This is a genomic window from Pedobacter jaeyakensis, assembly GCF_054461315.1.
Genome location: NZ_CM136921.1, coordinates 2,863,004 through 2,880,548, shown reverse-complemented (window position 1 = coordinate 2,880,548; position 17,545 = coordinate 2,863,004). Strand labels below are relative to the sequence as shown.

Annotated in this window: 20 protein-coding genes; 2 read left to right on the top strand and 18 right to left on the bottom strand. The window is 36.3% G+C overall.

From position 1 onward, the window contains the following. Positions 1-663: 663 nt before the first annotated feature. The 5 genes from ACXZ1K_RS12890 to ACXZ1K_RS12870 all read right to left on the bottom strand — a co-directional run bounded on the left by ACXZ1K_RS12890 (position 664) and on the right by ACXZ1K_RS12870 (position 4,966). Entirely contained in the window at positions 664-1,023 is a 360-nt protein-coding gene (locus tag ACXZ1K_RS12890) for a hypothetical protein (protein ID WP_458970075.1), read from the bottom strand. Positions 1,024-1,103: 80 nt separating this feature from the next. Next, entirely contained in the window at positions 1,104-1,490 is a 387-nt protein-coding gene (locus tag ACXZ1K_RS12885) for an FRG domain-containing protein (RefSeq protein ID WP_458970074.1), read from the bottom strand. Between the two features lie 10 nt (positions 1,491-1,500). Continuing rightward, positions 1,501-3,360 carry a hypothetical protein gene (locus ACXZ1K_RS12880; protein ID WP_458970073.1) on the bottom strand — a complete coding sequence of 620 codons (1,860 nt, stop codon included), beginning with the start codon at positions 3,358-3,360 and terminating at the stop codon, positions 1,501-1,503. A gap of 169 nt (positions 3,361-3,529) precedes the next feature. After that, positions 3,530-3,898, bottom strand: a complete 369-nt coding sequence (locus tag ACXZ1K_RS12875) for a hypothetical protein (protein WP_458970072.1) — start codon at positions 3,896-3,898, stop codon at positions 3,530-3,532. A 162-nt stretch (positions 3,899-4,060) separates the two neighbouring features. Continuing rightward, positions 4,061-4,966: a HEPN domain-containing protein gene (locus ACXZ1K_RS12870; RefSeq protein ID WP_458970071.1), complete on the bottom strand. Its 906-nt coding sequence runs from the start codon at positions 4,964-4,966 to the stop codon at positions 4,061-4,063. A 128-nt stretch (positions 4,967-5,094) separates the two neighbouring features. Between ACXZ1K_RS12870 and ACXZ1K_RS12865 the strand changes: the two genes are divergently transcribed. Continuing rightward, positions 5,095-5,475 (top strand): helix-turn-helix domain-containing protein, encoded by a 381-nt coding sequence (locus tag ACXZ1K_RS12865; RefSeq protein WP_458970070.1) that lies wholly within the window; start codon positions 5,095-5,097, stop codon positions 5,473-5,475. Positions 5,476-6,194: 719 nt separating this feature from the next. Here the strand turns inward: ACXZ1K_RS12865 and ACXZ1K_RS12860 are convergent. The 8 genes from ACXZ1K_RS12860 to ACXZ1K_RS12825 all read right to left on the bottom strand — a co-directional run bounded on the left by ACXZ1K_RS12860 (position 6,195) and on the right by ACXZ1K_RS12825 (position 12,380). Continuing rightward, positions 6,195-6,341: a hypothetical protein gene (locus tag ACXZ1K_RS12860; protein WP_458970069.1), complete on the bottom strand. Its 147-nt coding sequence runs from the start codon at positions 6,339-6,341 to the stop codon at positions 6,195-6,197. 90 nt (positions 6,342-6,431) lie between these two features. Next, positions 6,432-6,788: a hypothetical protein gene (locus ACXZ1K_RS12855; RefSeq protein WP_458970068.1), complete on the bottom strand. Its 357-nt coding sequence runs from the start codon at positions 6,786-6,788 to the stop codon at positions 6,432-6,434. A 2-nt stretch (positions 6,789-6,790) separates the two neighbouring features. Next, positions 6,791-7,288 carry a hypothetical protein gene (locus ACXZ1K_RS12850; protein ID WP_458970067.1) on the bottom strand — a complete coding sequence of 166 codons (498 nt, stop codon included), beginning with the start codon at positions 7,286-7,288 and terminating at the stop codon, positions 6,791-6,793. 401 nt (positions 7,289-7,689) lie between these two features. Continuing rightward, a complete protein-coding gene (locus ACXZ1K_RS12845) occupies positions 7,690-7,959 on the bottom strand; it encodes a hypothetical protein (RefSeq protein ID WP_458970066.1) in 270 nt (89 codons plus the stop codon). A 3-nt stretch (positions 7,960-7,962) separates the two neighbouring features. Beyond that, entirely contained in the window at positions 7,963-8,238 is a 276-nt protein-coding gene (locus ACXZ1K_RS12840; RefSeq protein ID WP_458970065.1) for a hypothetical protein, read from the bottom strand. Between the two features lie 169 nt (positions 8,239-8,407). Beyond that, the gene (locus tag ACXZ1K_RS12835; protein ID WP_458970064.1) at positions 8,408-9,601 is read right to left on the bottom strand and encodes a Fic family protein; all 1,194 of its coding nucleotides are present in this window, start codon (positions 9,599-9,601) and stop codon (positions 8,408-8,410) included. 729 nt (positions 9,602-10,330) lie between these two features. Continuing rightward, positions 10,331-11,836 carry a PH domain-containing protein gene (locus tag ACXZ1K_RS12830; RefSeq protein WP_458970063.1) on the bottom strand — a complete coding sequence of 502 codons (1,506 nt, stop codon included), beginning with the start codon at positions 11,834-11,836 and terminating at the stop codon, positions 10,331-10,333. Beyond that, entirely contained in the window at positions 11,829-12,380 is a 552-nt protein-coding gene (locus ACXZ1K_RS12825; protein ID WP_458970062.1) for a PH domain-containing protein, read from the bottom strand. The genes ACXZ1K_RS12830 and ACXZ1K_RS12825 overlap by 8 nt, the downstream gene beginning before the upstream one ends. A gap of 91 nt (positions 12,381-12,471) precedes the next feature. Between ACXZ1K_RS12825 and ACXZ1K_RS12820 the strand changes: the two genes are divergently transcribed. Then, positions 12,472-13,884, top strand: coding sequence for a S41 family peptidase (locus ACXZ1K_RS12820; protein ID WP_458970061.1), 1,413 nt, complete (start codon positions 12,472-12,474; stop codon positions 13,882-13,884). Between the two features lie 51 nt (positions 13,885-13,935). On the opposite strand, the gene ACXZ1K_RS12815 is transcribed toward ACXZ1K_RS12820, so the two are convergent. The 5 genes from ACXZ1K_RS12815 to ACXZ1K_RS12795 all read right to left on the bottom strand — a co-directional run bounded on the left by ACXZ1K_RS12815 (position 13,936) and on the right by ACXZ1K_RS12795 (position 17,424). Further along, complete coding sequence (locus ACXZ1K_RS12815) at positions 13,936-14,976, bottom strand: hypothetical protein (protein WP_458970060.1); 1,041 nt, start codon at positions 14,974-14,976, stop codon at positions 13,936-13,938. Positions 14,977-15,121: 145 nt separating this feature from the next. Next, the gene (locus tag ACXZ1K_RS12810) at positions 15,122-15,331 is read right to left on the bottom strand and encodes a hypothetical protein (protein ID WP_458970059.1); all 210 of its coding nucleotides are present in this window, start codon (positions 15,329-15,331) and stop codon (positions 15,122-15,124) included. Between the two features lies 1 nt (position 15,332). Further along, positions 15,333-15,917, bottom strand: coding sequence for a hypothetical protein (locus tag ACXZ1K_RS12805; protein WP_458970058.1), 585 nt, complete (start codon positions 15,915-15,917; stop codon positions 15,333-15,335). Then, positions 15,901-16,380: an RNA polymerase sigma factor gene (locus tag ACXZ1K_RS12800; RefSeq protein ID WP_458970057.1), complete on the bottom strand. Its 480-nt coding sequence runs from the start codon at positions 16,378-16,380 to the stop codon at positions 15,901-15,903. Before ACXZ1K_RS12800 ends, ACXZ1K_RS12805 begins: the two co-directional genes overlap by 17 nt. Positions 16,381-16,446: 66 nt before the next feature. Beyond that, positions 16,447-17,424, bottom strand: a complete 978-nt coding sequence (locus ACXZ1K_RS12795) for a GlxA family transcriptional regulator (protein WP_458970056.1) — start codon at positions 17,422-17,424, stop codon at positions 16,447-16,449. Positions 17,425-17,545 lie beyond the last annotated feature (121 nt).

Sequence of the window (17,545 nt, the reverse complement as noted above, 5' to 3'; positions counted from 1 at the left end):
TTGCACCTCCTTGTTAAAGGTTAGAGCCTGGACAGAAGCATGAGTTTTTACTCGCTCAGAGAGGTTTAACACCCAATTTCTTTTTGTAGAAAATACCATAATCATAGCATTTAGTAAATAATTCCGATAACCTTAAGTTTCGGGTTGACTAATAGTGGCTGGCACACTCAAAAAAGCAGGAGCAGAAGTAAAAACAAATTCTAACTTTGCTCAGATTTTAAATATCCCTTAGATGCGTAACATCTTGGCCTTGAAGCCTGCACTGATCCGCTAAAATTTTTGCAGACTTCACAATAAGGCAGTCAATCCTAATGCCATCCCAAATATCCCAGGGAACTGACACGCACCGGAATTACTAACATTTATAGCCAACAATCAAACAAAAGGCGCTTGTTTATCGATTTATTGCTAATTTTTTTACCATTTAAGGCTATAAAAGATGTATAACAAAATGTGGAAAATTCGAAATCAGCTTTTTTCTTCAAGGTGAATACTGTCAGTATTCCTCACAAAATCGTGACAATCGCTGATTTTTTGTCAGTTGGTGTGTGAATTACACTAAACCCTTAGCTATCAGACATTATTAATGAGCAAAATCTAAAAAATATTTTAATTGCCGGTAAGCAACCAAAAAGGAACTCGAAAGAATTTAACAAATAGCAATTACTTCTTGAAACTGTACGTATTTTTCAGATGAGAGCCTTGATGTTCAATTTCCGGAAAAAGCGTACTTTTACTAATGCCATTTATTTCTAGTTGGCGGATAATATTTTGTTTATCGGACGCTTTTATGGTAAGCTTTAGTCCCGTTTTTATCTTGTTTAATACCCATTCCAATGGGATCGAGGCAGGGCTTAATTTATTCGCATACATTCCAAAAATCATAAATAGCCCTTGTTGTTTTAAAATCCTTGCGTTATCCAACATCGCTTTAACTACAAAAACACTCTCCAAATCATAAGAGTCAATGATTTCCTTGTAGTATGGTTTTTCTTCCTTTATAGAATGGTGAAGGTAGTGCATATGATGCTGGTCATTAAATACCGTTACATTTCGATCACTAAAATCACATTCAAATATGCGCTTCTGTCTGGCTATATTACTTAAGGCGCTACAGAGTCAATATCATAATATTTTATATGATTTAATGGCACCTGGAAAAATATCACCTCGCCATCGTCAGCTTCATGCTCACAGCAAGCAAAATATAATGCGACCAGAGGGTTTGAAGTTATGTCTAATAGTCTTGTTGGTATACCATAGTGTTTCATCTTTACCAGTTTCTCGCAGGTTGAACGATGATGTTGAAATTCATGAGGGGTTCTGATAATTGCTTCTTTAAAGATCTTGTCTTCATTATAAATTAAGTCATCACGAAAAATTGATGGCTTAAGTTCAAATGACAGCTTCGCATGTCCACGAAAGTAATTTTCAAACCCATCTTTTAATCCTACTTCTTCAATCTGTTGTATAAATTCTGATATATCCATTTGAGCTTATTTACTTGCTGAATTTCCGGAAAGCACTGACCATCTGAAAGATAAAATATGCCACAACAATTCGGCTCAATATATCCCACAAGTATAACCAATTGGAGTATTTAGTAATGTCTTCGGCAAAATCATTAATGCGATGTGCCGGATTTAAGACTACAACCCATGATTTTATATTATCATAAACTATCACCCGGCAGTTTAGCAATACGTCCGAACAAGACCTTGCAAATTTAGAATAGTCCAATTCCGTAGAGGTTAAAAACCCGATAGGTATGTAACTGATGAATGAAAAAAGGACTAAACCCCAAAATGCCCGTACCCAGCTTTGTCCAAAATTATTGCTTTGGTTACTCCATAAGATCAGAAACTCACTCCATCGCCTAGGCTTCTCATAGTCAACGATCTGATGGTAATATTCCATTTCCCATCGCTGAAATTCAAATGATAATGGAATATCACCCTGCTTTTGAGCAGCGAATTTTAACTGTCGGAAAATTTCCCTTTTTGAACGAAGCTTGGCAAGCAGGCTTCTTCTTGCATTTTGTAATTGTATATCTTTTTTTAACGCCTTTTTGTTCGAAAAATCCTTAATCGCCAACGCGATTTCGCCGTCATCAAGCTTCTCTTTAGTAAACCAAGTAACCAGTGAAGTAGATATTTCCGTCATAATCAGGTTATGGAAAACGATTTTATCAAAAGAATCGAAATCAGTCTGAAAAAACTGCGCCTTGCCAAAATTCGCGTCGTCGATATAAAATCCAGTATTCCTGTTGTTGGCATTATTTATCGGATCAGGCCAATCAGTTCTTGAAGCCTTGAAGTTAGAAAATATCAAACCACCCTCGTTGATGAAACCCTGAATTTTGATCTGATTAACATGTAAGCTTTTTAGTGTCAGTTTAGCAGAGGTGTTGTAGCCGCTAATAATCACCGTTCCCACATCAAGATTGCGAAATTGCAGATTACCGGTAAGTAAAGATGAAAAGCTGATATTAATTTCAGTTACTTTTGGCCGCTCAGTTAACAAATCTTGTATCCCTGAAACGTTGAACCCATTACTAAATTTGGCACTGTCGATATAAAACTTGTCAATACCCCTGTCTGGCCTAACTGTGCCATGATGGAAACCTATGTTAAAATCCTTTTCAAAGGTAGACCTAAAGACAGTAAGGCCAGAATTTTGTGTACGGTTTAAGGAAAAGTCTACACTGTCTTTAAATGTGCCATCATTAAAGATAATTCCCTGTACGAGTTTACATGAATGGATATGGAGGTTGCCGGAAAAGACATTTTCTTTTGTAAAACTAATGCCGCTACATTTTAAGTTACTTAGCCTTGCATAGGATTCAATGGTATTGGCTTCAAAATGTAGATCCCGATTAAAGCCTGAGCGGAAAACATCCAATTTCTCTTTAACGGTACAACGCCTGAATACCAAACCTTCACGTACTATAGCTATACCGTCGATCTCGATCCCGTCCTCGAAAACACAATTGTCGAAAACAACACCGCGGTCGATACTGGTTCCTCTACCATATAGCTTCACCCGTTTGCTGAAAGTACAATTCTTAAAAACAATACTAACTGAATCCGTAGCCTTCAGCTGATCATATTTATCAACCACCACATCCTTAAACACCACGATGTCATGAAAACGGCATTTTGTGAACTGTAGACCGTACGAGAGGTTAACCCCATCCATTGTAAACGCAGCCACAAAATCTACATTTACAAAATTTGTAAAGGTGGCTTTGTAATCTTCTTGATTCAGCGCGATCTCTTCAAACTGCTGGTTTTCAAAATCCTGATCACTGACCTTAAGCAATTGGGCCTTTAAATTAATTGGAGAGATATTTTGGCTCATTGTAATAAACTAGTTAATCAGGTACTAAGCTAAGTAAATCTGACAATAACAACCAATGGGTAAACGCTTAGTTGGTAATATCAACGATCAAAAAATTCCGCCCTAAAGCGGACGGGATTCTATAATTCCCAAAAGATTTATATTATGCCTATTTAGTGTTCTTGGCTTCCTATACTTCTGTTCGGATAGTCTGAGCTAAACCTTTTAGTTCTAATATACCTTTACGGAACCTTTTTCCAGCAGCATTGTTACCGGCGTTATAAAATTTTTCTGCATCTGCTTCGATACTTGCTACTAGTTCTTTAACCTTTCCAGATAGCATGTCGGTATATCTAAACACATACTTACCCGCTCCTTTTAAAGGATATATTAACGTTTTAATATTTCCTTTAATGGTAACAATGTTTGTCTGAAGTAACGCAAGTGGAACCTTCCCCAATTTTAAACCATCTTTTGTTTGACTGCTAACGGATGTCGCAATGAATGGTAAGTAACAAAACAACAACAGATATTTGAATTTGAGGAAAGCGTGTGTCATATTTTAGGTTTAAGCAATATACACTATTTAAGAGTACCAATTTAAGAATGGATACTCAAAGAAATTAAGATGTACAGCCAACTGACTAACATTTTGCCACTTCATTAACTCTAAGCATGAAAGTTAGGTATAGTCTTTTTTACGCTAACCCCACTCACCAAATCAATTTAATGCAATAAAATCCACTTCACTTTCTTTATTTAATTGTGTGTAACATTCCGCCACTTTTGCGAGGGATTCTATCTTATCAGCGCACATGATTTCAGTAAGCTTTAAGAAGGTGGAAACTCGAATAAATATTTGCTCTGCATCGTTTTGTTCAACCTTAAAGTCATCCTTGTAACGTGCAGCAGAATAGCTCTTTACCATGATGTCAAAAAGCCGTTTATCATCCTCCCCTCCTGATAAAAATAACTTTGACGGTGCCGAAGAAAAGCTTTCGCACAACCGAAGCTGTCTATATAGGTTGTGTATATCAGAACGGTATGACAGATAAACCCTGATCAAAACAATACAACATTGTTCTACCACTTGATGGGCCATAAATACACTTAAATTGTAATGTTGGTTTGTCAGGCATTCTTTTGCGCTTTTTAAAAAACCTGTTGCCAATGGAAAGCGGTGGTTATAATGTTTTTGGGCTTTTACTGCTTCATGTGTAGGTATAAAATTTATAGCCTGAAAAGGTTGTATCATACCATCCCGACTATAAAGCATTTTACCCTCATTATAAATAGTGATGAAGAACCTGTTATTTGCCTTTATTGCCTCGCTAATGGTTTCTTGCCCATGAGCCAATATGGTGATCTTTCCGAAAGAGCAATGATGATTAGCATAGTCTTGTACTTCGTGTTCAATCCTGGTAACGCTTTCGGTCACCATCAGCAAAAAATAGTGGTAACTTTCCGTAATGCTTTTCTCTGTAAAACAACCATCATTTACTTTAAAATCGATGTTTTTACCAAAGCAATAGATCTGCTCGGGCTTGAATTTTTGAACCAGCTCTTTGATAAAGGCTGAAAAGTTTTCTTTCTGGAACTGACCAGATTGCAATAATTGTGTTTCCATGATCGTGTTATTTTTGATTTCTGAGGCCAAAAATGCGGTATGGCATTGCCGTAACCTACCACTAAAGCTGGTATCTTACTACAATTCATTGGTTCATTACTATCTTAAGAATTTATTACATTTGGTTTATGGAAACGCCTACAAAATCTAACAAAGTGCACATCGGCAGAAAGATCAGCCGCATCAGAGAAATACGTGGTATAAAACAAGATTTTCTTGCTATCGAACTTGGCGTAAGCCAACAGACTATTTCTAAAATTGAGCAAAGCGAAGAGGTAGAGGATTCGACTTTGGAAAAGATTGCAGGTGTACTTGGTGTGAGCGCCGAAGCGATAAAGAATTTCAGTGAAGAGGTTCTTATATTCCACATTCAAAATATGCATGATAACGCATCAGCATACCAGTACAATTATCAATGTCATTACAATCCTTTAGATAAAGTAGTTGAGCTTTATGAGCGCCTACTTGCTAGCGAGAGGGAAAAAAATGAGCTATTAAAAAATAAGTAATTCACATATCACGCTGTGTTGTTAAGTCGTCTATTGTAAACTAACTTTTTTTTCGCTAGGTGTTAGCCAGCTGTTTTTCTTCCTTTAAATCATTGAAAACTATTAGTCAAAACTGAGGCTTGTGACTTAAATTCTTAATAATTGAGGAAATAATGATAAAGGTTAATGGCATTAGGCCTTTAAGTTCATTTAGCATGTCAGCTAATAACGTGACATCCATATTAGCCTTTATAATTGGTGATTTCACGTAGCTGTCTATTGCTGAATAATAGGTGATTTCACTGGTTTTCGAGTCAACAGAACATCTAATGTCTGGATAGTTTATTGGAGTGCGGTTTGTGAAGCTGTCGCGATATTCCTTTTCTAGGGTTGTTTTATTTAAAAAATTCTCAATTACCTCCGTAAAAGGTTCATTAGGTATTTTTTTTTTATAAATACTTCATTAAAATAATTTTTTTAGTGGAAATGTTAAAACTATAGTCGATGTTAAAAATCCGAGCTATAATATCTTTAACCGTGGAAAAATGATAGTAAACTATTTCAGCATAATAATCAAAATTTAGTCGGTTGACATAGTGATTGTGCTCAAAAAGCGCTAAGTCTTCAGGAAATCGCCGCTTTAAATTTACTACTGCATTTGAAATGTAAGTTACAATGCCCCATCCTATTTAATAGCACACCGTCCCAATAATTCAAATTATTATCTCTGTAAGTATCTGTTATACTGCTATAGAAAACATTGATTCCATAGAGCCATCGGAAGGAAAACCAAAACTGTGAAGGTCTGGAGTGCTCTTATATACATCTTTCAACTCTTCTCTTGTTGGATATTGAAAATGAGAAGTCCTTGTAAGAATGTTTGACATATTTGCGTTGATTTAACAATCATTATTTCATTCATTTAACGGTGAAAGTAGCGCAAATCGAGGCAAAAAACTTCACTTTGCAATCAGATGTTAGTTTAAGAATTTATCTAAAAATTCATCAACACCAGAGGTAGACTTTGTCACCGCATTAAATAAATCATTTAGAGAATAGTTATATGCAAATTCATAGATCTTTTCTTCATTCGCATCTATCATTTCAAATCTAATTCTTTGATTCCAAAGCCACTCATCTTCATCAATATAATGCTTATATTGAAACTCGTAAATCCTGAATTTTTTGTCGTCAATGGTTGTTATATATAATTTACTTGTTGCTCTTTCTTCGTGAGGAAGTACAAGGCTCTTACTTTGTTTGTCAGTCCATTTAATATTGTTCCTCAAAGTTTCTTTAGTCAACTTCAATATGAAATCATTTTCTTTACTCATAGTTACATTAAATTTTGTTTGTTATCATTCGATATATTTTCAATGTCGGTTATTAGAACAGTTAAAAGTCTGTATATTTTATCAACAAAGTCTTCATCTAGAACAATGTAATTCCCGATTAATCTTCTTATACGTTTCACTTTACTTTCTTCATAATACACTTTGTTTATTTTTTTAATTTCAGAGTTAAGTGAATTATAATGTTCCAAATCTGCCTTATTTAAAGATTTTTTCAAGGACTTTAATATTGGCGAAATTTTATTTATTTCGGTTAATATCTCTGATTTTTTATAATCAAATTGAGCGTTAAATACTGAAATATTTCTACTAATTGTTTTTAAATCACTCAAATTTTCTGGCATTCTATTGATAGAAAAGCTCTTTCGATTAATCTTTTTAAGAAGACTTTTGTTAAAAAGAACTCCCAAAAATGTAAGTATTGTTATTATAAAGCCAATAAATGTGAACCAATCTGCACCCTCACTTATAAATTTGTCCATATTCTTATGTTCTGTCGTTTCATTTAAGTCAATTATAACTACGGATTGGTCTAATATTGTCTAACCTAGCCATACAAATCGGGGCATAGCATTAATAAGTTTAGATACCTTCAGAAATCAAATTTAAAATAATCTTCGTTAATTAAGCAAACTAAGGTTGCTGAGTAACTATTTTAGTGTAAACTGCAAACTCTAAAATAATGCTGAGATTTTGATAATGTGTCGCAGATATTTTCTAAGCTTTATAATCTGTTAAAACCAAAATCATATTTGACCTCACGTTGCTTTGCAATGAATCTGATTTCAAAGCGCTAAACTAACTAAACCTTGCACAAAGTTGATACGAGATCGAATTTTCAATTTAACGCTACTAAGATTGTCGAAGTCTTTTCTTACTTTTTCTATTGCGGTTTCATATATCCTTTCAATTCGCCACAAGAACGCATATAGTCAGCTAACATTTCTTGTTCATTTCTCAGCCATTTGCGCTCTGTTTTGTTTTTTATTGCTTCCATTTCGGAATAATAGGTGCTTGCGTTACGCACTAAACTTCTATATGTGTCTGCGTCTGCACCAGCTACGCCATATCTCCCACATTGATGAGCTCTTCTTATCAAATATTCGTAGCTCATTGCATTGTCGTCCGAAAACTTATTGTTTGTGTTTATCATAAATTACAATTTTAAAAAACAATCACCGTAAATATCAAATCCAAATTTTTTAGTAGCAACATCATTTTTAGGAACAGAGCCACCGTCAGTTAAATTTGGAATTTTCAGTTCAATCCCATTTGTCGTTTCTTCGTAAGCCCAGTCAAAAACACCCATTAATAATTTTCCGAAGCTCGTAATTTCATCTTCCCACTGTTCGGATATTTCGTCCATTTTTTTTATTGCGTCTTCTTTTGATAATTTGGTAACGCTTCCGTCAATTGAATAATGTTCAAACATAAAAGTCTATTTTTTGGTTTATACTACTGTCTTTTAAAATTGCAAGTAACGTTTGGCAGCTACCTAAAGGGCGAGCTTTTTACTACTGAACTTCATTCGGAGAACTGAACTTTAGGCTTGCATAAATGCGTCTACAAAGCACGAAACCCCGCCTTTTGGGTAGCTGCTGTTATGCCTCGTTTTTAATTTCATCCGTCCCGTAAATTGCTTGTGTTATAATTTGTTTCAGCGGTTCCATTTCCCCTTTGTTAGCTTTGTCCAATGCTAAAAAATATGGCGTTTTGTCTTCGAGGATGATTTGCTTATTGCTTTCAAGTAATTCACTTGCTTGTTGTGTAAGTAAAAATCTTGCTATTCGTCCATTACCGTCAAGAAAAGGATGTATGGCTAAAAACTTAGAATGGAACTTGGTAAGTTCTTCAAGTATGTAATTTTTATCTTTTGATTTTAGTAAGTCAGGGTAAATATTTCTCCACTCAAGTAATAATTTTTCTGTTAGTGGGTCAACTTGGTCAGGGTCTGGTGGTATATAAGTTGCATCGTTAAGAGTAGAATTTGGCGAACCAATCCAAACTTTATTTTTTCTTAACTGTCCTAAAAGTCCATTATTGGTTTCAAAGAGAATTGCCTTGTGCAAAAGGCAAAGTAAGTCTTTATTTAATTCACTTGTAACTATGCTAACTTTTGGAAATAGTAAATTTCTTTTGTCTGTCTTCGGAATTGCTTGTTGAAAGTTCGCCATTGTGCTTTGTGTTGTCTCATACAAATTCTGCATAAATGAGAACACTTTTTCGGATGGAGCTTTCCAGCCGTCTAATTTTTTACCAATAGAAGTTATTATATGTTCACTCTGTTCACTAAGTAATTTTTTTAAATAATTTCTTTGGTCGGAGAAGAAACTCAGTTGTTCTTCCTTTGTCATTTCGATGCCAAGGATTGTTAAGCGTAATGCAAACCCTTGTGGACTGTCCAACAAGACCCTTATTTTCTCAATATGATAAATTAATGCTATTGATTTTTTGCTTTTTGCTTCTTTGATTAACGTTTCTCTTTCTGAAGGCGTCAATTTCTGATTAGTAACGAATACAATACCGTCAACCTTGTTTTTTGCAACACCTTTTAAGTCATCAATAAATTTTTTCTTAATATCTTTAAATTCTTTTATTGTTGTCGGGAAATAAGCTGCTCCAACATATTTCCATCCATTTTTTTCACAAATAACATCTTTTATTCCGTCAGGTCCACCAAGAGGACATTGTGGATCAATGGAAGTAAACCCGTCTAAGTCTAAAAGATTTGCAGCAAGTCTTTCGGCTTTTGGTTGTCCTTCTCTCCAATGTAAAAGTTTTATTTCTGTGTCCATACTGTCGTCTTAAAATGAGGCATAACTTATATATATCGGATTTTCTACTTCAGAAAATTTCTCCCAAGCACTCTATTTTTCTAATATATGAGGAAGTTTACACATTCTAAAATTCTTACTTTTTAGTGCTCAAACAATCGTATTGTATATTACAATGAATGTCGTTGAACCTCCCAATACAATGGCTCTTCTAAAATAAACTGTCCTTGTCTAGTTTCTATTTATTATCCTTATCCTGTGCTTTTCATAGGCGCCCACATAGCGCTTCTTTCTCTGCATGAAGTGGTCTCGGCCCGACCTCAATCATACCTCGCTCGAAACTGAGTATTCCCTCCTTCGCTAAAATGTACTAGTTTTGCGAGGGAGGTACTACAGAGCTGTTGTTAAAGTAATACAAAGACAAGGACAAGATCCAATGAAAGGTGTGCTGAGTCTTCATGTTTCTACGTTTAAATTAATTATATCCTTGTTGAATTGTCTGAAATAAAGCCATTAACTATTAAGGCTTGCTGGAGGCATTTGAGAGCGTTCGATATGAGTTTTATAAATAAAAGGGTTGTATACGACTCACAAAGGACTGTCATATGTGTAAAACACGAACTCAATAGCTATTAAACTCCTATACAACTCCTATCATAGTCCTATTTTTATTATGCCATATAGGAGCAATATAGGAGATTCCTAAAGGGCTTTTAAATTGAATGCAGGTATTTATTTAAGCTGTTAGATTTACATCCAATTCTCATTTTTACACTCTACCTGGTACAACCAATAATTTACCAATTGCTTAATTTCGGTATAATTGCCGTATTTAAAATGAATCTGACCTGCAGCGGTATGTAAAGTAAGATGTCCAACATCCACTGCTTTGTGCCAGGGGTATTGAAAAGTTGTAATCGCCTGAATCTTATTCGGTACTATAATTTGGTCCGAAATATCCCAAATGCCACTGGTTTTGATGATGAAATCATCACTTACCGAAATACGGTGCCATCGGTAGCTGATATAAATCATAAGCATACCTATAACGAAGTATGCAATTGCGAAATAAATAAAAGGTTTCAGCTCTGGGACATTAAAAGCCAGGAGCAAAAAGATGGAAACGGGTAATATCAGTTTGAAGAAAATTGGCAGGTTTAAAAATCGCCAGTCTGGAACAAAGGTTTTTCCCTTAATTGGTGCCTTACCCAGTATCATTTTTAACAATTCATCCCGTTCACCAGCATTACACCCCGGAATTTCTAAAGTGCTGCCCTGCATTTCATGTCCTTTTTTACTTTGACCAAAATGAGCTTGTCTTAAACTCATATTCAACATGTTCATCTTTTTTTGAAAGTAGTTCTGGCTATATTTTGTAATCTGAACTTTGCCTGGGCTGACTAAGGTGTTTTTCTTAGCGATTAGTCCTGACGAGATCAAAAGTGTGTTTGTATGTTCACTGATTTCCAGCTCGAAATACTTGTAAAATGTTCTGACCAGGTTAACAATCAACAATACAATTAAAAGGCAGGCAATTAAGATAAAAACAGTAACAATGCTTAACATACCTGTTACCGCACTCTGAATTTCATGTTTATCAACTTGAAAATTATCAAGCAGTTGTCTTCCTTCGTAAATAACAGTATAAAAAAAAGCGGCAAGTAAAGCTAAGCTTTGTCCGTAATTAGATGTTAATCCAACTTTAAACAAAGTCCATGCGCTTATTTTTAAGAAAGGTGCTTCTTCTGTCTTTTCATTTTTTTCTTCAATTTCCGAATGCGGATCTATTACAGTTTTTTTGTTTAACAGATGTTCTTTAAGGTTATAGGCTGAAGTTTCATCAATGGCTTTTATACTTACTTCTTCACCATGAGCACCGGCTGTATCGATTTTTAACCCATAAACGCCGATAATTTTCTGCAGAATATTCTGGTTGATGTTAACCTGCTGTATCTTATCGAGTGGAATAATTACCTGATCACGATTGAAGATCCCCTTATTCACCACAAACTCCTGCTTTTCTTTATCCAAAAAGAATGTGAATTTTAAATACCGTAAGTATGCGAATATAAAACTGAATATGATAATTGTTAAAATGCCTAATATAAGATAAGTGAAAGATGTGCTCGACATCTTTACAAAAGCAAGAATGAATAAGAAAAAAGTAGCTTTGCCAATCCTTAGCATGGTATGAGCGCCCATTATAACAATGCCAAAGGCCGATTCACGCTGCGGTTTGCTAAAATCGTTATTCATTAGGCTTCATTTCTGGTGTTGGATTTTCAAGCAGGTCTAGCTTTTTCAATAACAAATCTCTGATGCGCTTGGCTTCATCAATTGGAATGCCCGAAATATGGATATGGCCTGTCTGGCCGCCTGCGGTAAAAAGTTGTAGTGATCCCAATTTGTATATTCTGGAAAAAAGTCCTTCATTTAATTCGATGTGCTGAACCCTGTTTAAAGGAACAATCATAGTCGATTCTACGATAACTCCACTTTTATAGATCACGTCATGCGTGCGGATAGCATATCCCCGTTTTTTAAAGCTAATGCGAAAAACTAGAAAGAAAATGCCTAAAAAAGCTGAATATACTGGAATAATCCATTTGGCATTTGGTCTTGTTTCATCAAAGAACAGCAGAATACCGATTATTATTCCAAAAAGGAAAAAAATGATCGATAGATTAATACAAATGATTTTCCAGTAATCGGGATGTGGTCGGCTTAACTGAACATCTTCGTGTTTTGGAAGTAAATCGGGATCAATAACTTCATTGCTGAAAAAGGTCTCCGTGGTCATAACTAAAGGTATAAAACATATTGCTATCGATAGACTAATGTTTGAATCTTTTGTTACCAATAATTACATCCATTCGTTTTATCTTGGTGACATGAAATTTTCAGTTCCCGTTTTTTTTGTACTATTTTTTTGTACAACACTCAGTTTAAATGCGCAGTATTTGGATCAGATGTCCAAACAACTGTTTCAACCATCTGATCTTAAAAAAGACATTGATCTCGTACAAACTACACTGGAAAAAGAACATCCGAATTTATATCTATACATCTCTAAAAAGGCGCTTGACTACAAATTTGACAGCTTAAGAAAGACAATAGACAAACCGATCACCCCGATTGCGCTGTATATAAAATTACAACGGGTGATCAGTAGTATCGGCGATGGGCATTTGACAGTAGCGATAGATTATTCGAAATTAACTCCCCAGGACATTGCTTTTTTGAAAAAGCCATCATTGCAGCACCCTATTTATCAGTTCGACTACTATGTGACCGGGAACAGGCTATTTATTGCCAGGAATATATATGCTGATTCCACCATCGTCAAAGGTTCAGAGATCTTGAGCATCAATAATATTCCCGCTGCAAGACTGATTGATAGCTTATATGGCTACATTACTTCAGACGGTTACAATACCACGTTTAAAAAAAATCTGATGAACCATGGTTTATTTGCTGAGCGTTACCGGTTCTTGTTTCCGGAAAAAGATGCGCTCAACATTTCAATCCGGTCATCAGGCAACCTTAGGGAAATTAAGTTAGATCCACAACTCAAGAAGGGCTTTGACAGCGTTGGCGGTGTAACACCGGCTAGTGCAGACTATAGGAGGTTATCTGTTGATAGCAATATTGCCTATATTAAATTACGCAATTTTAATATCGGACCTGAGTATGGGGGTTATCAAGATATGTTTGCAGACATAGAAAAGCGTAAGCTAAAGACGTTGATCGTCGATTTAAGGGGAAATACCGGCGGAAATTTAATTTGGACAGCGAGGTTTTATAGTCACCTGATAGATTCTCCGAGATATTTTTACAGACTTCCTGAAGAAATAAAAAAACAGAAAAGACTGTACGACAATGACAAAATACGGGCATGGGTTGATAAGTCGTCAATGTCAGACTTCGAGATGATCCAGCCTCATCATTTTAATTTTAAAGGTAAAATATATGTATTGATTGATGGAGGGTCCTTTTCTGCCGGCAGTTTACTTGCAGCGAATTTAAAAGAATTAAAAAATGTAACGCTTGTGGGTGAAGAGACAGGCGGTAGTAAAAATGTATGGACGGCTATGATATTGAAAACAATTACATTGCCTGCAAGTCAATTGTTGATGCGCTATGGAACTCTTCCTGCGTTTTTTGGCGACATTACAAATATCGACGGCAGGGGCGTCATGCCAGATGTTCCAATTACTTACCGGATTGAAGATTTTTTGGCTGGTAAAGATCTGGAACTGGATTCGGTATTAAAGGACATTGAAAAAAACGGCAGAAGTCAATAAGTTGTTGCAGGTCATGAAATAACATCGCCGTTTCTTAATCGATGATGCCGATTATTTTTTTACGGCTACTATCTTTCTAATTAGCGCATCACTTGTTCCATCTGTTAATGAAACCGCTTTACCATTTAGCCAATAGGTAGCTTTAGCACCGGTTTTGGTTTGGGCATATCCTGCAACATATACATCGTTGTCTAACAAAGCAATGCTTAGCGCAAATGCACCATCGCTATCATTTGTAAGGGAAACTGCCTGGCCATTTTTCCAGTACCTGGCGGCAATTGATAGACCATTACCAGCTGGCCCGAACCCTGCAACGTAAACATCAATTCCGGAAACCGCTATTGAGTTACCTCTTACATCCTTTGTCCCATCGTCAATCATTGTAGGCGTACCCATGTTCTTCGAATAGCTTGTCTGCAGATTTGCTGCCGTATTGTATGTTGCGGACCAGGTCATGTAAACATCGCTTCCAGAAACGGTGATCGCCTGGTCAGTAGCATAGGTGCTGCGATCGGTTAAGTCCGTTAGCTGACCATTTTTCCAATAGCAAACAATTGGAGAGGAAACATCGAGAGATCTTTTACCAATTACATAAACATCGGTGCCGACTACGGCTATTCCACTCGCAACAGCACTTACTGTGCTACCAGGCAGCGTAACGGGAACTCCGTTTTTCCAGTAGGTAGCTTTGTAGGCAACGGCCCCGGCGATATACACGTCACTACCTGTTATAAAAATGTCATTCGCCACTGAATAGTTAGTCCCGTCAGTAAGGTCGACCGAAACACCATTCTTCCAATATTTTGCCTTAGAATTTCCATTACCAGTGCTTTGATTTCCACATACATAGACATCATTACCCAATAGCGCAAGTCCAGTAGCATCAGAGCCAGCAGTACCTAATTTTGTAGCTGCGCCATTTTTCCAATAGGTTGCTGTGTAATCAATGCGGCCTGCTGCGTACACATCAGCTTTAAGCACTTCGGTAGGTTGGTCAGCAGGTTTATCACCATCTTTCTTTTTGCAGGCGGTAATTGTGAAACAAATTAAAAATAACGCTGCTGTGCACTTTATTAAACCTCTTTTTTTCATGTAGCGGAAATTGACCTGATATTTAAGATCACTACATTTTAAAAGTTCGTTTGTTTGATTTTTTAAAATCACCAGTCTAAACCATTTTAGTATAGTGTATTAAATTGTTAACAACCATACAGGTGTCTTGGTTGTTCAGTACGGATTATGATCCATTAGTACAATTTGCATTTTTTTGATCACGTTGAATTTTGACTAGCGAAATAAATTCAAAAGCCAAACCTAAACCGGTTAAAAAACCTTTCAGAGGATCTGAAATTAACACATACCGTCCAACAGCAGGTACTATCGTAACCATCATTAGACCTGTGACCAGCAAGGTCAGGGCAGATTTAGACATATTTTTACGTTTCATATTATTTTAGTTGTTTTAATATTTTTTCTAATTGTTCACGCGTAGCTAAAAGCTCTTCAGCATCTTTTTGAAAGTTTCTTTTCCTAACCAAAAACCACATCAAAATAAGATACGTGAACCAAAGGACGCATCCACCCAGAAACCACAATTTATGCTTAAGAGAAAGCTCATATAAATAGAGTACCAAACCAACTGAACTAAGAAACATGATGATTACCTGTGTTCTTTTGTAATATCTGATCTGATTAATTCGTGTTTGTTCAATAAAGGCCAGGAAATCTATATTACTATAGTCTTTAAGTTGATAAAAGCGCTTTAGCGATTGAATGTTTGTCGCAGCAAGCAGCGCAATGGAGATTGCCATGATGCCACCACCTATATATGTTGTTATGAGCTGAAAATCAATTAGAAATAGGACAAGCAAAATCAGGATTACCAATAATGACGACGATATGATCACAGTCCACTTTTTTCTGAGCTTTTGATTTCTAAAATTTTTAACAAAAGAGATCATCTCTTTTGAACTTGGCAGAACATCTGTATTCGCAGTATGCCAGATTTTCCTTAAGCTATCTAAATCTTCCATTTGCTTTAAATTTTTGGGTTAACTTTTCCTTTATCCGATGTATTTTTACCCTGACATTCCCATTGCTTAAGCCTACTACATCTGCAATTTGAGCCTGTGGCAAACCTTCCAATTCTAAAGAAATGATGATGCGCTCTGTCTCCTCGAGCTCGGATATGCATTGATAAAGAAAAGCAAGCTTTTCTTCTGAGGAATCTTCCGCTGTTTCAGCCAGATTAAATGGCAGTTCTGCAAAAGGCATGCGTTTGGCGACCTCCATAGCACGGAGGCATTTATTTGTTGCGATCCTGAAAATCCAGGTACTAATGTGTGATTGATTGCGGAAGTTGGGCAAACCCTTCCAAACTGCTATAAACGTATCCTGTAAAATATCCTTTGCAAATTCCTCGTCATTGGTATACCCCCTGCAAACTCTAAATATTTGCGGAGCATAACGCTTGTAAATTTCTTCAAAATCCATCATTCCGACCAGGCTATTTCGAGATAATTATTTATTTATGCCGGGTTAGATACGGTCGGTTGGCAAATGTTACAACAGATTTTTGTTGTACTTATTCTTATATTCCAGTGGACTAATACCGGTAATTTTTCTAAAAACCTCCCGGAAGGCCTTTACATCTGAATAGCCAACTGCATACATGACTTCATTGATCGTCTTATGATTGACTTCAAATGCACGCTTAGCCCACTCTATTTTTACCCGCTGCAGATATTCTAATGGCGTGTTACCGGTAGCTTTAATAAATCTCCTGTCGAAATTTCTCCGACCTACTGCGAACTTTGTCGACAGAAAATCTACAGCAATTTTTTCATGAGGGTTACTCTCTATATATCGCTGTGCCTCTTTGACCATCTCGTCGGCATGCTGTTTCTGCCCTTTAAAAATGATAAATTCCTGTTGCGTATGCCTGTCCATTTCAATTTGGAAAACCTTAGCGCAATAGATGGCAGTTTGCCTGTCGTAGTATTTTTCCACCAGGTAGATGATCAGGTTTAAGAAGGAATAAGCTCCTCCGTTGGTATAGATCCCATTTTCATCTGTTATCAATTTGTCTTCCTGTAAGTTCACTTTAGGGAAACGCTGTCTAAAATGGTCGGCAGCTATCCAATGTGTTGAGCAACTTTTGCCATCCAACAATCCGGTTGATGCCAGCAGGTAAGCTCCCGTACAAACACTGGCTACCTCTGCCCCATTTTTATATTGTTGCTCAATCCAATCTATTAGTTTCTCATTTTCTTTGATCGCCTGTTCGTAATTGTGGTTAAGCGAAGGAATGATAATTAGATCGGTCTTGCTGATATCGTCAATATGCGCATGCGGCTTTACTGAGAATAGATTGTTGTAAAACCCCACTTCCGGGGCAGTCCCTGCTACTTGTATTTTGAATACAGATGGTTTGCCCAAGCCTTGCCAGTAGTCGTTGGCCCTGCTCAATATTTTATATGCGCCAACAATGCTGCTCAAATTATTCTCGCCATTAGGAACCAGGACAGTCAGGTGTTTCATGATGCTTTTTTTGATAAAGTTAAACAATGTAGTTGTCCATATCAACCCTCGGAAATGTCCATTTTACACCCATAGTTCCTGTGTACAGATAACGTTAAACCAACTATTTGTTCCATGTTGG